We start from the raw sequence: 13,126 nt of genomic DNA on the forward strand, positions 1-13,126 counted from the left end.
GAGACTCTATACGACACTCGTCAGTTCCGAAACCAAATAGTTCCTGAACACGACGGTTCCTGAACTACACTGTTCTCATGACTGACACCACCCTCAGCGCCGAGGACGTCGACCCCGCCCCCAAACTCGGGCGCAAGCGCGATCACTCGCGGGATCCGGAGATCCTCGCCGCAGCGCTCGACATCCTCGCCGAGAAGGGCTACGAGCGCATGACGGTCGACATGGTCGCCGCGCGTGCGCGCGCCGGCAAGGCGACCCTCTACCGGCGCTGGCCGTCGAAGGCCGAGCTCGTGATCGATGCGGTGGCCTGCATGAAGAGCGCCTCCCCCGCCGATCTCCCCGACACGGGCTCGCTGCGCGGCGACCTCGTCGCCAACATCAAGGCTCCCGTCATGAAGGACGGTGAGCGCAAGCTCCGGATCATGGCCGGGATGGTCTCCCTCATGTCGGAGTCTCCCGAGTTCGCCGACGCCGCGCGCGCGGTCATCGTCGAGCCCCGTTCCGCCGCGCTGCGCGTGCTCATCCAGCGCGCGATCGAACGCGGGGAGGTCGCGCCCGACGTCGATGTCGCCCTCGTGGCGCAGGTGATCCCGGCCATGACGGCGTACAAGACCCTCATGCTCGGCACCGCCGTCGACCGCGACTACATCATCGCCCTGGTCGACGACATCCTCCTGCCCGCACTCGGACTACGCCCCGCCTGACCCGTCGTGCGCGGGTGTCGCCCCCCCCCCCCCCCCCCGCCGCCGTGCTCAGCGCGTGAGGATCAGCGCCTCCCCCTGACCGCCCCCGCCGCAGAGGCCGACGGCTGCCGTGCCCGAACCGCGGCGGACGAGCTCGTGCACGGCGTGCACGACGAGCCGGGCGCCGGAGGCGCCGATCGGGTGACCGAGCGCGATGCCGCCGCCGTGGACGTTCACGATGTCCTCCCCCACCCCGAGCTCGCGCTGCGAGCGGGCGACGACGGCGCCGAACGCCTCGTTGATCTCGATGAGATCCAGATCGGATGCCGCGAGGTGCTGGCGCTGCAGGGCCTGGGCGATCGCGCGCGCGGGCTGCGCGTGCAGCGAGTTGTCGGGGCCGGCGACCTGACCGGCCGCGCCCACCACGGCAAGAACGGGCCAGCCGCTCGCGTCGGCGTGCGCACGCGTGGTCAGCACCACGGCGGCCGCGCCGTCGGAGATCTGCGATGCGTTGCCGGCCGTGATCGACCCGTCGGCCGAGAACGCGGGGCGAAGACCGGCGAGCGTCTCCTCGGTGGTCTCGTCGCGGATGCCCTCATCGGTGGTGATGGTCACCGCGGGACCGCGGCGCTGCGCCACCTCGACCGCGACGATCTCGGCGTCGAAGACCCCGGCATCCCGCGCCGCCGCGGCGCGCTGGTGCGACAGGGCGGCGACGCGGTCCTGCTGTTCGCGCGTCACCTCGAACCGTGGGTTCAGCCGCTCGGTCGAGGCGCCCATGCTCTCGCGGTCGTACGCGTCGGTCAGACCGTCGTAGGCCATGTGGTCGAGCACCTCGACGGATCCGTAGCTCCAGCCCTCGCGCGAGCCCATCAGCAGGTGCGGCGCGCGTGTCATCGACTCCATGCCGCCCGCGACGACGACCCTCGCGTCGCCGGAGGCGATCATCCGCTTGGCGTCGATGATCGCGGTCAGCCCCGACAGGCACACCTTGTTGACGGCGGATGCAGGGACGTCCCAGCCGAGTCCGCCGGCGAGGGCCGCCTGGCGCGCCGGGTTCTGTCCGGAACCGGCCGGCAGCACCTGGCCCATGATCACGGCATCCACGGCGTCGGCGGGGATGGCACCCTGTGCGAGCGCGCCGGCGATGGCGAACCCGCCGAGCTGCGTGGCGGTGAAGGAGGCGAGCTGCCCCTTGAGCCGGCCCTGCGGCGTGCGGGCGGCGGCCACGATGACGATGTCGTCGGTGCTCATGCGATCTCCTCGAGTGCGTCGGCGATGATCAGGTGGGGTTCGGTGGCGGCGACGACCTCGGCGACGCTGACACCCGGAGCGGTCTCCACGAGCACGAGCCCGTCGGCCGTGACGTCGATGACGGCGAGGTCGGTGATGATCCGGTCGACGACTCCGCGTCCCGTGAGCGGCAGCGAACACGCGTCGACGATCTTGGCCGAGCCGTCGCGCGCGACGTGCTCCATCAGCACGATCACGCGTTCCGCGCCGTGGACGAGGTCCATGGCGCCCCCCGGACCCTTGACCATCTTCCCGGGGATCATCCAGTTCGCCAGGTCGCCGGCGGCCGACACCTGCATGGCGCCGAGGATGGCCGCGTCGATCTTCCCGCCGCGGATCATGCCGAAGCTCAGCGCCGAGTCGAAGAACGCGGCGCCCGGGAGGACCGTGACGGTCTCCTTGCCGGCGTTGATGAGGTCGGGGTCGACGTGGGCCTCGGTCGGGTACGGACCGACGCCGAGGATGCCGTTCTCCGACTGCAGCACGACGGTGACGTCGTCGGGCACGAAGTTCGGCACGAGCGTCGGCAGACCGATGCCGAGGTTCACATACGACCCGTCGGCCAGCTCCGCGGCCGCACGTGCGGCCATCTCGTTGCGGGTGCGCGCCATCTCAGGCTCCTTCCGGGATGTCGCGGTCGGCGCTGTCGTCGACCGTGACGGTGCGGCGCTCGATGCGCTTCTCGATGTCGGTGCCGACCTCCACGATGCGGTGCACGTAGATGCCGGGCAGATGGATGCCGTCGGGATCGAGTTCGCCGGGGGCGACGAGCTCCTCGACCTGCGCGATGCAGACCCTCCCGGCCATGGCGGCGAGCGGATTGAAGTTGCGGGCGGCCTTGTGGAAGACGAGGTTGCCGTGGGTGTCGCCCCTCGCGGCGTGCACGAGCGCGAAGTCGGTGACGATCGCCTCTTCGAGCACGTAGTCGCGCTCCTCGCCGGTGACGGCGAAGGTGCGGACATCCTTCGGCGGCGACGCCACCGCGATGCCCCCGGCGCCGTCGTACTTGCGCGGCAGTCCGCCCTCGGCGACCTGGGTCCCGACGCCGGTCTGGGTGAAGAAGGCCGCGATGCCCGCGCCGCCGGCGCGGAGCTTCTCGGCGAGCGTGCCCTGCGGTGTCAGCTCCAGCTCGAGCTCACCGGAGAGGAACTGCCGCTCGAACTCCTTGTTCTCGCCGACGTAGGAAGAGGTCATCTTGCGGATGCGTTTCGCGTTCAGCAGCACGCCGAGGCCCCAGTCGTCGACGCCGCAGTTGTTCGAGACGATCGACAGGTCGCGCGTGCCCTGGGCCAGCAGCGCCTCGATGAGCGCGATGGGATTGCCCGAGAGGCCGAATCCGCCGACGGCCAGCGATGCGCCGTCCGGGATGTCGGCCACCGCACCGGCGGCCGACGGGTAGGTCTTGTCGATCACGAATCACTCCTTTGTCACCGCGTGTCCGCCTCCATCCTCCGCCGTCGCACCCGGCCGCGCACGTCGGCGCTTGCCATGTGGATGCCGCGGCGCGTACTGTCCACATCATGGACACCGCGCGACGAACGATTCCCGGCGCGCAGTCGGTGGCGCGGGCGGCGGCGCTGCTGCGGCTCGTGACGTCGGCGGGCGAGGAGGGCCTCTCGGTCGCCGAGATCGCCCGCCGCGCCGAGCTGACCCGCCCGACCACGCACCGTCTGCTCACCGCGCTGCGTCACGAAGGCCTCGTCGACCAGGACGAGCGCACCGGCGCGTGGATGCCGGGACCCGAGCTCTACCTCATGGGGACGGTCGCGGCATCCCGCTACGACATCACCGCCATCGCGCGCGACATCGTCCGGTCGCTCGCGGTGCGCACCGAGGAGAGCGCGTTCCTGTCGGTGCGCCGCGGCGACGAGACGGTGTGCCTCATCCGCGAGGACGGCGCGTTCCCGATCCGGTCGTTCGTCTTGTCGGAGGGCGTGCGCTTCCCCCTGGGCGTTGCGTCAGCGGGGCTCGCCATCCTCGCGTTCCTGCCACCCCACGATGTGGACGCGTACTTCGAGCGGCATCCCGAGCTCGCCGAGCGCCACGGCGCGGCGCACGCCGAGCCGCGTCTGCGCGCGCGTCTGCGCGAGACGCAGGCCCGCGGCTACGCCCTCAACCCGGGACTCATCGTCGAGGGCAGCTACGGCATCGGAGCGGCCGTGTTCACGCGCGCGGGGCACCCGCAGTGGGCGCTGAGCCTCACGGGGGTCGACTTCCGGTTCTCCCCCGAGCGCATTCCCGATCTCGGACGCACGCTCCTCGCCCACGCGCACCAGCTGACCACGCGCGTCGCTGCCGGCGCACATTAGGCGCCGCCTCTGCCGCGGCCCCGGCATCCCCCGCCGAGAAACCACCGCCACCCCGAGAAACCACCGCAGCGGTGATGTGTCGAGACGCCGATGGTTTCTCGAGATGCCGCGGGCGGCGGAGCTACGGCGTGAGCGGGACGGCGGCGGCGAGCTGCTCCTCCACCAGCGCGGCCAGGCGGTCGGCACCGGCGTGGGAGAGCACCACCGTGTAGTGGTTGAACTCCGGCCACGCCACGTGCGCCACCGACGGATACGTCCGCAGGAGTGCGGCGAGGTGTGCGGGCGGATACAGCCCCGGCACCTCGTCCTGCAGTCCCCGCGGCACGGTGACGAGGGTGGTCGGCGCGGTGAGCGCCTCGAGGGCGTCGCGCACCGTCGAGCGGGTGTTCATGTCGACGGTGTCCTCGACGGTGGTGGCGTAGCTCGTCGCCGGTCGGTACGAGCCGTCGGCCTCGCGGTCGAGGTCGTACGCGAGGTAGTGCTCGAGGGCGGGCGACCAGTCGGCCGCGAACGCGGGGTGCCCGCGCCAGAACGCCAGGTAGTCGTCCACGTCGGCGAAGCGGCGCGAGAGCCGCGCGGCCGTCGGCCCGAGGATGGCCGCGACCAGCTCGTCCGGCGTCAGGTCGGCCGGGGCGACCAGCGGAAGTCCCCCGTCGACGAGGAGGAGACGCGGGACGAGGTCGGGATGCCGGTGCGCGAACACCACCGACACGAACGCGCCCATGGAGTGCGCGACCACGAGGTCGGGCACGAGCTGCAGCGCCGCGCAGACGGCGGCCAGATCGTCGGCGTGCGCCGCCATGCCCGCCGGTCCCTGCACGCCGTTGCTGCGACCTCGACCGCGCAGGTCCGGCGCGACGATCCTCACGTGCGGCAGCGCCTCGGCGAGCAGCTCCCACGCGAGGTGCGACGAGGTGACCCCGTGGACGGCGAGGATCGTCGGGGCGCCCGGCTCGGCCTCCCACACACCGACCCGCAGCGAACCGCCGGGGACGGCGACATCGACGGCGCGCGCCGCGCGGGTGCTCATCGTGCCGTCCATCCGCCATCCATCGTGTAGCTGGCGCCGGTGACCATCCCGGCGTGATCGCTCGCCAGCCAGCCCGCCAGCGAGGCGACCTCGGCCGGCTCGATCAGGCGTTTGACGACCGATTCGGTGAGCATGATCTTCTCCACGACCTCCTCTTCGGGGATGCCGTGCACGCTCGCCTGGTCGGCGATCTGCTTCTCGACCAAGGGCGTGCGCACATACGCGGGGTTGATGCAGTTGCTGGTCACCCCGTGCGGGCCGCCCTCCAGCGCCGTCACCTTCGACAGCCCCTCCAGGGCGTGCTTGGCGGTCACGTAGGCCGACTTGTAGGCGCTGGCGCGCAGGCCGTGCGCGCTGGAGATGTTGATGATGCGTCCCCATCCCCGCTCGTACATCCCGGGCAGCACGGCGCGGATCAGCAGGAAGGGCGATTCCACCATGAGCCGCTGCATGAACCGGAAGCGCTCGGGCGCGAACTCGGTGATCGGCGCGACGGTCTGCACACCCGCGTTGTTCACGAGGATGTCGGCATCCAGCGAGAGGTCGTCCAGCGCCGCCGTCGCGGAGAGGTCGACGACCCACGCCTCTCCGCCGAGGCGCTCCGCCACCTCCTGCGCGGCGTCGCCGTTGAAGTCGGCGATCACCACGTGCGCGCCCCGGCGCGCGAACTCCTCGGCGCAGGCGAGGCCGATGCCGCTCGCGCCGCCGGTCACGACGGCGCGGCGCCCGGCGAGGTCCTGCTCAGTCATGGTCCTGTCCCCTCTCGCCGCGTGCCGCGAGCGCGTTGCGGATGAAGCGCATCATGCCGTCGATGACGGCGTCGGGGATCGCCGCCGGAGGCTGCCCCTCCTCATCGCGCTCCCAGAGCAGGAAGCGCATGCCGATCAGCTCACCGGCGCCCATGAGAGCCCAGGCGGTCACCTCCGGGTCGAGCCCGGTGTCGACGTCACCGGATGCCTGCGCGGCGCGCAGACCGGCCTCGTAGCCTTCCACGATGCGCGTGTAGTGCAGCCGCAGCATCTCGGGCGAGACGAACTCCGCCTCGCGCACCACCCGGTACAGCGCCGGGTGGGCGGCGGTGAAGCGGAAGAACCCCTCGAAGCCCGCGCGCTCCGCGTCGATGCGGTTGTCGGTGTCGGCCATCGCCTCGGCCATCGCGTGGCGTACGCGGCGGTTGAGATCGACGACCAGCTCCTCGAAGACCTGCTGCTTGCTGTCGAAGTAGAGATAGAAGGTGCCGAGCCCGATCCCCGCGCGCTCCGTGATCTTCACGATCGACGCCTCGTGGTAGCCGAGGTGGGCGAAGACCTCCTCCGCGGCTTCCAGGAGCTTGCGACGGGTGGCCTCGCCGCGCTTGGTCAGCGGTTTCCCGGCCGCGGAGAAGGCCGCTTCGGGCTCGAACTGCTCAACTGTGCTCACGAGCACTTCCTCTCACCAGGTCGGCGGCCCGAGCGCGCAGTCGAGAACGGGCCAGCTTCTCGATCGTGGACCGTGGCAGGTCGTCGACGAACGCGACGCGCACGGGGACTTTGAAACCCGCCAGTTCCGCGCGGGCGTGGGCGAGCACCTCGTCGGCGCCGAGCGCCGCGCCCTCCGCCCGTACGACGAACGCGACGCCGCGCTCGCCCCATACGTCGTCGGGCACTCCCACGACCGCGGCATCCGCGATCGCCGGATGCAGGAGGAGGGCGCGCTCCACCTCGGCGGGGGCGACGTTCTCGCCACCGGAGATGAAGATGTCCTTCCTGCGGTCGACGATGCGGAAGACGCCGTCCGCGCCGCGGTGAACCACGTCCCCCGTGCGCAGCCAGTCCCCCGTCATCGCCCGCGCGGTCGCCGCGGGGTCGTGGAGGTAGCCCGCGAACACGCTCGGCCCCCGTACCCACAGCTCGCCGGTCGCCTCCCCGCTCAGCTCGAGGCCCGCGTCGGGATCGACGACCCGCACGTCGACGTGGGGGTAGGGCCGCCCGACCGCTCCGGGATGGACACCGCTTTCGGATGCCGGCAGGCACAGCACGTTGGGAGCCGCCTCGGTCAGGCCGTACCCCTGGGTGAGCGGCACACCGGCATCCGCCCACCGCGCCGCGAGCGCCGGTGGGATCGTCGCGCCGCCGACGAGCGCCTGACGCAGCCGCCCGCGGGCGAGGGTGCCGAAGCCGGGGTCGTCGATCAGCAGCCGGTACTGGGTGGGCACGCCCATCATGGCCGTCACACCCCGCTCGGCGAGCAGCTGCAGCACACGCCGCGGCTGGAACGAGCGTTCCAGCACGACCGTCGCGCCGACCCACCAGGCCAGCAGCGGCTGACAGTTCCAGGCGGCCACGTGGAACTGCGGCAGCACCGCCAGCACGACGTCGTCGGCGGTCAGCTGCGCCACGCCCGCGAGCGCGAGGTTGTTCCAGAAGCAGTTGGCGTGGGTCAGGACGACACCCTTCGGCGCCGCCTCGCTGCCGGAGGTGTAGATGACCAGAAGCGGATCGTCGTCGCGCACGGCGCGGGCGGGCGCGGCCGCGCTCGCATCGCCGCGCGGCGGGACGGCCGCCTCGATGCCGGTCGTGCCGAGCAATGCCGTCGGTGGCGGCGCGGCCACGCGCGACAGCGCGTCGGTCGCCACACCGAGGTACTCGTCCTCGATCGCCACGAGCGACGGGGCCGCATGCAGCAGAGCCTCGCTCAACTCCCGCGACGACAGCCGCCACGACAGCGGCACCATCGCGATGCCCGCCTTCGCGCAGGCGAAGAACACCACGACGTGGTCGATCGAGTTGCCGGTGATCGTCGCGAGCCGATCGCCCGGGCCGTAGCCCGCGCGACGGAGGGATGCCGCGAGCTCGCGGGCCCGCGCTTCGAGGTCGCCGTAGCCGATCCGCACGCCGCGGTCGTCGATGGCGGTGCGGTCGGGCGTGCCGCCGGCGCGATCGGTGAGCCAGCGGCCGATCGTGTGCGCGCCGTCGAGGTCGCCGGTCATCACCCTCGCCCCCTCCCGCCGCTCACGCGCGCACCTGCGCGGGCTCGGCGACGGCGTCGTCCGCATCGTCGATCTGGCGCAGCTGCGAGCGGGAGCGCTCGCCGCGACGACGGCGCACCGCCGCATCGATCGTGCCGGCGATGCCGCCGGGCAGGAACATCACCACGAGGATGAACAGTACGCCCAGCAGGAACAACGGCTCCGACAACGGGATGCGCAGCACGTCGGGAAGGTCGCGGATCCACTCCGCGCGCGCCAGCACCGTGAGCCGCTGGTCGAGGATCGTGTAGAGCACGCCGCCCACGATGGCACCCCAGCGGAACCCGACGCCACCGAGCACGACCATCACGAGCACGGTGATCGTCAGATCGGCGCCGACGGCGCTGGGCTGCGTGCCCGACTGCAGCAGCATGTAGGCGATGCCGGCGAGGGAGGCGCACAGCGCCGCCGCGACGAACACGAGCAGCTTCGCGGCGTAGGGGCGCAGGCCGAGCACCTGCACGCGCAGCTCGTTCTCGCGCGTCGCCTGCGCCAGGTGGCCGAGCCGCGACCGATCGACCCACAGCACCACCAGGTACACGATCACCAGCACGACGAGGGTCACCCAGTAGAGGTTGCGGGTGTTCGACACGCCGACGAGCCAGGCGGGGATCTGGTCGACGGGCAGACGCAGCCCCTCCTCACCGCCCGTGACGTCCTGATTGCGGCGGACGAGCACCGATCCCGCCTGGGCGAACGCGAGCGTCACCATCGCGAACGGGATGCCGGACACCCGCATCGAGATCGCGCCGGTGAACGCGGCGATGGCGAGACCGCCCACGAGCGCGATGAACACCCCGGGCCACAGCGGCACGCCGACGAGCTTCAGCGCGAGGCCCAGCCCGTAGGCGCCGGCACCGAAGTACAGCGCATGACCGAACGACAGCATCCCGGAGGTCCCCAGCAGCAGGTTGTACGACAGCGCGAGCGCGGCGAACACCATGCACAGCGACAGCAGTGCGAGCGTGCCGGGTGTGTAGGTGGCGCCGGGGAGGATGCCGGGGATCGAGATGTTCAGCAGCGGCAGCACGGCCATGACCACGACGAGGGCGGCGCCGACGACGAAGGGCAGGGCGGCGCCGCGGCGGCCCGGGATGAGGGTGGGGACCCCGGTGGTGACGGTCATGCTTTCCTCCCCATGAGGCCGGTGGGTCGCACGAGGAGCACGACGGCCAGCAGCACGACGACGATGAAGTCGCCCGTGCCGCTGAGGTACACGTTGGCGAACTGCTGGAGCACGGCCACCAGCACCGAGGCGATCGCCGCCCCCGTCAGCGAGCCGAGCCCGCCGATGACCGTGACGATGAAGGCGAAGATCAGGAGCGTCGCGCCGAGGTGGGCCGAGACGAACGTCGTGTAGTGCATCGCGAGCACGCCGCCGATGCCGGCCGCCGCGCCTCCGATCGCGAACACGAGCGTGAAGCTCCGGCGCACGTCGATGCCGAGGGCGGTGACCATCGACCGGTTCTCGACGCCCGCGCGGATGATCATGCCGTACCGCGTCTTCTTCAGGAACAGCACCAGGGCGATCAACACGAGGGCGGCGGCGAGCATCAGCACCCAATAGGTGTTCGGGATGCGGGCGCCGAGGATCTCGGTGGTCTCCTTGAGCCAGGCGGGACCGGCGATGTTCACGGCATCCGTCCCCCAGATGCCCTCGAACAGCGCGACCGCGGCGAAGGAGAGGCCGACGGTGACGAGCACCTGTTCGATGTGGCGTTCGTACAGCGGCCGGATGAGCACCAGCTCGGTCAGCGTGGCGAACACCGCTCCCACCAGCGCGCCGACGAGGATCGAGACGACGAACGAGCCCCACGAGGCGGTGCCGAGCGCCTGCGCGACCTGCCAGCCGATGAAGGCGCTGAGCGTGAGGAACGCGCCGTGGGCGAAGTTGAGCACGTGCATGAGCCCGTAGATGAGGCTGAGCCCCGACGCGACCAGGAAGTAGAGGGCGCCGAGTCCGATACCGGTCAGCAGGATGAGGACGATGCTGCTCATGCGTGGGCCTCCGCGCTGACGCCGAGGAGGCGGGTGGTGAGGGCGTCGTCGTCGAGGATCTCGCGGGCCTTTCCGGTGTGGACGACACGGCCGCCCGCGATGACGATCGCGTCGTCGGCGAGGCGGCGGACGACGTCGAGGTTCTGCTCGACGAGCAGGATCGGGACGATCTTGGCGGCTTCCTGGAGCGCCTGGGCGACCTCGCCGACGATCTTCGGGGCGAGACCCTTGGTCGGCTCGTCGACGAGCAGGATCCGGTTCTCGTTGAGCAGCGCGCGGGCCACCGACACCATCTGCTGCTGCCCTCCGGACAGGGTGCCCGCGAGCTGGCCGCGGCGGGCGACGAGGTCGGGGAAGAGTTCCGCGACGAACTCGCGTCGTGGGTTCTTGTCGCGTTCGGCGAGGGCGAGGTTCTCCGCGACCGTGAGAGCGGCGAACACCTCCCGGTCTTCGGGCACGTAGCCGACGCCGCGCTGGACGATGCGATACGTCGGAAGGGTGTCGATGCGCTCTCCCGCGAGCGTCACCTCGCCGCGACGCGAGATGAGACCCAGGATGCCGCGGATCGTCGAGGTCTTGCCGACGCCGTTGCGGCCCAGGACGGCGGTGATGCCCGTCGCCGGGACCTGGAAGGACACGTCCTCGACGACCTGCTGCCCGGCGATGGATGCCGACAGGTGCGAGACGGTGAGGATCGGTGCGCTCATGCGGCCGACTCCTGCGTCGGCTCTCCGGTGCGGCCGAGGTAGGCGCTCTGCACCACGGGGTTCTCCATGATCTGCTGGGGCGCGTCGAACGCGATGATCGACCCGGAATACATGACGGCGACCTTCTGCACGAAACCCATGAGCACGTCGATGTGGTGTTCCACCATCAGCACCGTGCAGCCCGTGGCATCCTGCATCGCGCGGATCGTGTCCACGAGTCCCGCGACATCGCCCGACGCGACGCCCGCCATCGGCTCGTCGAGCAGCACGATCTTCGCCTCGGTGGCCAGCAGCACCGCGATCTCGAGCTTGCGCTTGTCGCCGTGCGAGATGTCGCCGGCGGCGGTGTCGAGCTTGTGGGTGAGACCCACCTTGACGAGCTGCTCGAGGGCGAGGGCGGTCGCGGCATCCGTCCGGCGGGGAAACCGCAGCAGCGAGTAGTTGCCGCCGAGACCGACCTGCGCGGCCAGGCGTACGTTCTCCAGCACGCTCAGGCGTGGGAACAGGCTCGAGGTCTGGAACGTGCGCCCCAGTCCCGCCCGCGCGCGCTGCGGAACCGACGCGCGGGTGATGTCGACGCCATCCATCAGGATGCGACCGGAGGTGGGCCGGGTGACGCCGGAGATCACGTTGAACAGCGTGGTCTTGCCGGCGCCGTTCGGACCGATCACGCCGACGGTGCTGCCGGGCGCGATGTCGAGGTCGACGTCTTTCAGGATGGTGGCTCCGCCGATCTGCAGGCCGAGGCCTTCGATCGACAGCGCGGACGGGACGGGGGTGCTCATGCGGGTGCGCCTCGCTTCGTTCCGGTCACTTCTCGGCCGGTGCGACCTCGTCCGCGGGGACGGTGTCGACCAGTTCGGGAGCGAAGTTGCCGCCGGACGCGACGAGCTTGACCTGGTACATGTCCTGGATCAGCGCGTGATCGCCGGCACGCACGGTCAGCGAGCCCTTGGGGCCCTGGAAGGTGAAGCCCTCGAGGCTCTTGACCATCGCCTCGACGTCACCCTTGCCCTCCTTGACCGCCTGCACGACCATCAGGGCCGCGTTGAAGCCGTCCGGGGTGAACAGGTCGGGAGTGCCCCCGGCCGTGGTCACCGCGTCGACCATGGCGGTGTTGACCTCGTTGTCGGGCGCGCCCGGGAAGTAGTAGTTGAGGAACTTGATCTTCTCGGATGCCGCGCCGTACGCCCCGAAGGTGGCGGAGTCGCCGAGGCCCGTGACGACGGGGACGGCGTCGAGCACGCCCTGCTGGCTCATCGCCTGCCACATCGCCCCCGAGGTGGCGCCGGCCCACGCGACGAAGACGAGATCGGGCTTCGCGGCGAGCACCTGCTGCGCGAACGGTGTGAACTCGGTGACGTCCTCGGCGACGAGCACGCTGTTCACGGTCGCCCCCTTCGCCCCGAGGATCGCCTGGACGGCCGCCTCGTTACCCTTGCCGAACGCGGTGTTCTGCGCGAACACGGTGACGGTCTTGCCGTTGAGGTCGCCGAGGAACGTGCCGGCCGTGGCGACGTCCTGCGCCGACTGCCGACCGCTGCGGAACGTGTAGGCGTTGACGCCGGTGAGCGCATCGGCGGCGGCGGGGCCCGAGATGAAGAGCACCTTGTTCTGACCGGCCTGCTCTGCGACGGCGGCGGCGACACCCGACGAGGCGCTGCCGGCGAGGAGGGTGACACCCTGGCCGATGAGCTCCTTGACCGCGCCGACGGCGGTGTCGGGGTCGCCCGCGTCGTCGCGGTAGTCGACGGTGATCTTCGTGCCGTCGACCTCGTTCGAGCCGTCGGTCGCATAGTCGAGCCCGGCCTTGAAGCCGTCGAGGTACTGCTTGCCGTAGCTGGCGAGGGGGCCCGTCTCGCTGGTGACGACGCCCACCGTGATCTCGGCCGGGCCGGAGCCCTCGGTCGAGCCGCCGCCTGCGGCCCCGTCCTGCGGCGCGCAGGCCGACAGAGCGATGGCCGTCGTCGCGACGACGGCCACAAAACTCGCGTGGAGCAACTTCTTCGTAACCCGCATGTGCGTGCCTTTCACCATTGGAAGGAAGACCTGAGAACTGATTCAGGTACTGCCATCATGTTCAGGTCGCCCCCCGATGT

General features: G+C 71.0%; 14 protein-coding genes. 2 read left to right on the forward strand and 12 right to left on the reverse strand.

Annotated features, from left to right (window positions below):
* Positions 1-77: 77 nt before the first annotated feature.
* Positions 78-704 carry a TetR/AcrR family transcriptional regulator gene (locus AC1Q49_RS02340; RefSeq protein WP_060958413.1) on the forward strand — a complete coding sequence of 209 codons (627 nt, stop codon included), beginning with the start codon at positions 78-80 and terminating at the stop codon, positions 702-704.
* A 48-nt stretch (positions 705-752) separates the two neighbouring features.
* On the opposite strand, the gene AC1Q49_RS02345 is transcribed toward AC1Q49_RS02340, so the two are convergent.
* From AC1Q49_RS02345 to AC1Q49_RS02355, 3 genes are read right to left on the reverse strand one after another with little or no spacing between them, the layout of a single operon-like run.
* The gene (locus tag AC1Q49_RS02345; RefSeq protein WP_492490815.1) at positions 753-1,937 is read right to left on the reverse strand and encodes an acetyl-CoA C-acetyltransferase; all 1,185 of its coding nucleotides are present in this window, start codon (positions 1,935-1,937) and stop codon (positions 753-755) included.
* Positions 1,934-2,587 (reverse strand): 3-oxoacid CoA-transferase subunit B, encoded by a 654-nt coding sequence (locus tag AC1Q49_RS02350; protein WP_174524650.1) that lies wholly within the window; start codon positions 2,585-2,587, stop codon positions 1,934-1,936. The genes AC1Q49_RS02345 and AC1Q49_RS02350 overlap by 4 nt, the downstream gene beginning before the upstream one ends.
* A gap of 1 nt (position 2,588) precedes the next feature.
* Entirely contained in the window at positions 2,589-3,389 is an 801-nt protein-coding gene (locus AC1Q49_RS02355) for a CoA transferase subunit A (protein WP_060958411.1), read from the reverse strand.
* 107 nt (positions 3,390-3,496) lie between these two features.
* Here AC1Q49_RS02355 and AC1Q49_RS02360 point away from each other — a divergent pair, with 107 nt between their 5' ends.
* A complete protein-coding gene (locus tag AC1Q49_RS02360) occupies positions 3,497-4,285 on the forward strand; it encodes an IclR family transcriptional regulator (protein ID WP_205282811.1) in 789 nt (262 codons plus the stop codon).
* A 121-nt stretch (positions 4,286-4,406) separates the two neighbouring features.
* Here the strand turns inward: AC1Q49_RS02360 and AC1Q49_RS02365 are convergent, their stop codons facing one another.
* Genes AC1Q49_RS02365 through AC1Q49_RS02405 form a run of 9 tightly spaced genes read right to left on the reverse strand, consistent with a single transcriptional unit; the run spans position 4,407 to position 13,046 of the window.
* Positions 4,407-5,327: an alpha/beta fold hydrolase gene (locus AC1Q49_RS02365; protein ID WP_492490816.1), complete on the reverse strand. Its 921-nt coding sequence runs from the start codon at positions 5,325-5,327 to the stop codon at positions 4,407-4,409.
* The gene (locus tag AC1Q49_RS02370) at positions 5,312-6,064 is read right to left on the reverse strand and encodes a 3-hydroxybutyrate dehydrogenase (RefSeq protein ID WP_101306192.1); all 753 of its coding nucleotides are present in this window, start codon (positions 6,062-6,064) and stop codon (positions 5,312-5,314) included. The genes AC1Q49_RS02365 and AC1Q49_RS02370 overlap by 16 nt, the downstream gene beginning before the upstream one ends.
* Complete coding sequence (locus tag AC1Q49_RS02375) at positions 6,057-6,734, reverse strand: TetR/AcrR family transcriptional regulator (RefSeq protein WP_101306191.1); 678 nt, start codon at positions 6,732-6,734, stop codon at positions 6,057-6,059. The genes AC1Q49_RS02370 and AC1Q49_RS02375 overlap by 8 nt, the downstream gene beginning before the upstream one ends.
* Positions 6,721-8,283 carry a class I adenylate-forming enzyme family protein gene (locus AC1Q49_RS02380; protein WP_492490838.1) on the reverse strand — a complete coding sequence of 521 codons (1,563 nt, stop codon included), beginning with the start codon at positions 8,281-8,283 and terminating at the stop codon, positions 6,721-6,723. Before AC1Q49_RS02380 ends, AC1Q49_RS02375 begins: the two co-directional genes overlap by 14 nt.
* 22 nt (positions 8,284-8,305) lie before the next feature.
* On the reverse strand, positions 8,306-9,448 hold the full coding sequence (locus AC1Q49_RS02385) for a branched-chain amino acid ABC transporter permease (protein ID WP_492490817.1): 1,143 nt from the start codon (positions 9,446-9,448) through the stop codon (positions 8,306-8,308).
* On the reverse strand, positions 9,445-10,320 hold the full coding sequence (locus AC1Q49_RS02390) for a branched-chain amino acid ABC transporter permease (RefSeq protein WP_101306188.1): 876 nt from the start codon (positions 10,318-10,320) through the stop codon (positions 9,445-9,447). Before AC1Q49_RS02390 ends, AC1Q49_RS02385 begins: the two co-directional genes overlap by 4 nt.
* Positions 10,317-11,027 carry an ABC transporter ATP-binding protein gene (locus AC1Q49_RS02395; protein WP_191008465.1) on the reverse strand — a complete coding sequence of 237 codons (711 nt, stop codon included), beginning with the start codon at positions 11,025-11,027 and terminating at the stop codon, positions 10,317-10,319. Before AC1Q49_RS02395 ends, AC1Q49_RS02390 begins: the two co-directional genes overlap by 4 nt.
* Positions 11,024-11,812, reverse strand: a complete 789-nt coding sequence (locus AC1Q49_RS02400; protein WP_492490818.1) for an ABC transporter ATP-binding protein — start codon at positions 11,810-11,812, stop codon at positions 11,024-11,026. Before AC1Q49_RS02400 ends, AC1Q49_RS02395 begins: the two co-directional genes overlap by 4 nt.
* A gap of 25 nt (positions 11,813-11,837) precedes the next feature.
* Positions 11,838-13,046, reverse strand: coding sequence for a substrate-binding domain-containing protein (locus AC1Q49_RS02405; RefSeq protein ID WP_492490819.1), 1,209 nt, complete (start codon positions 13,044-13,046; stop codon positions 11,838-11,840).
* Between the last annotated feature and the right edge of the window lie 80 nt (positions 13,047-13,126).

The organism is Microbacterium sp. MPR-TSA4 (assembly GCF_058792815.1).

Excerpts from the sequence above, each read along its gene's own strand:
- AC1Q49_RS02340 (WP_060958413.1), top strand. The coding sequence starts at position 78 with ATGACTGACACCACCCTCAGCGCCGAGGACGTCGACCCCGCCCCCAAA.
- AC1Q49_RS02345 (WP_492490815.1), bottom strand. The coding sequence starts at position 1,937 with ATGAGCACCGACGACATCGTCATCGTGGCCGCCGCCCGCACGCCGCAG.
- AC1Q49_RS02350 (WP_174524650.1), bottom strand. The coding sequence starts at position 2,587 with ATGGCGCGCACCCGCAACGAGATGGCCGCACGTGCGGCCGCGGAGCTG.
- AC1Q49_RS02360 (WP_205282811.1), top strand. The coding sequence starts at position 3,497 with ATGGACACCGCGCGACGAACGATTCCCGGCGCGCAGTCGGTGGCGCGG.
- AC1Q49_RS02365 (WP_492490816.1), bottom strand. The coding sequence starts at position 5,327 with ATGGACGGCACGATGAGCACCCGCGCGGCGCGCGCCGTCGATGTCGCC.
- AC1Q49_RS02370 (WP_101306192.1), bottom strand. The coding sequence starts at position 6,064 with ATGACTGAGCAGGACCTCGCCGGGCGCCGCGCCGTCGTGACCGGCGGC.
- AC1Q49_RS02380 (WP_492490838.1), bottom strand. The coding sequence starts at position 8,283 with ATGACCGGCGACCTCGACGGCGCGCACACGATCGGCCGCTGGCTCACC.
- AC1Q49_RS02385 (WP_492490817.1), bottom strand. The coding sequence starts at position 9,448 with ATGACCGTCACCACCGGGGTCCCCACCCTCATCCCGGGCCGCCGCGGC.
- AC1Q49_RS02390 (WP_101306188.1), bottom strand. The coding sequence starts at position 10,320 with ATGAGCAGCATCGTCCTCATCCTGCTGACCGGTATCGGACTCGGCGCC.
- AC1Q49_RS02395 (WP_191008465.1), bottom strand. The coding sequence starts at position 11,027 with ATGAGCGCACCGATCCTCACCGTCTCGCACCTGTCGGCATCCATCGCC.
- AC1Q49_RS02400 (WP_492490818.1), bottom strand. The coding sequence starts at position 11,812 with ATGAGCACCCCCGTCCCGTCCGCGCTGTCGATCGAAGGCCTCGGCCTG.
- AC1Q49_RS02405 (WP_492490819.1), bottom strand. The coding sequence starts at position 13,046 with ATGCGGGTTACGAAGAAGTTGCTCCACGCGAGTTTTGTGGCCGTCGTC.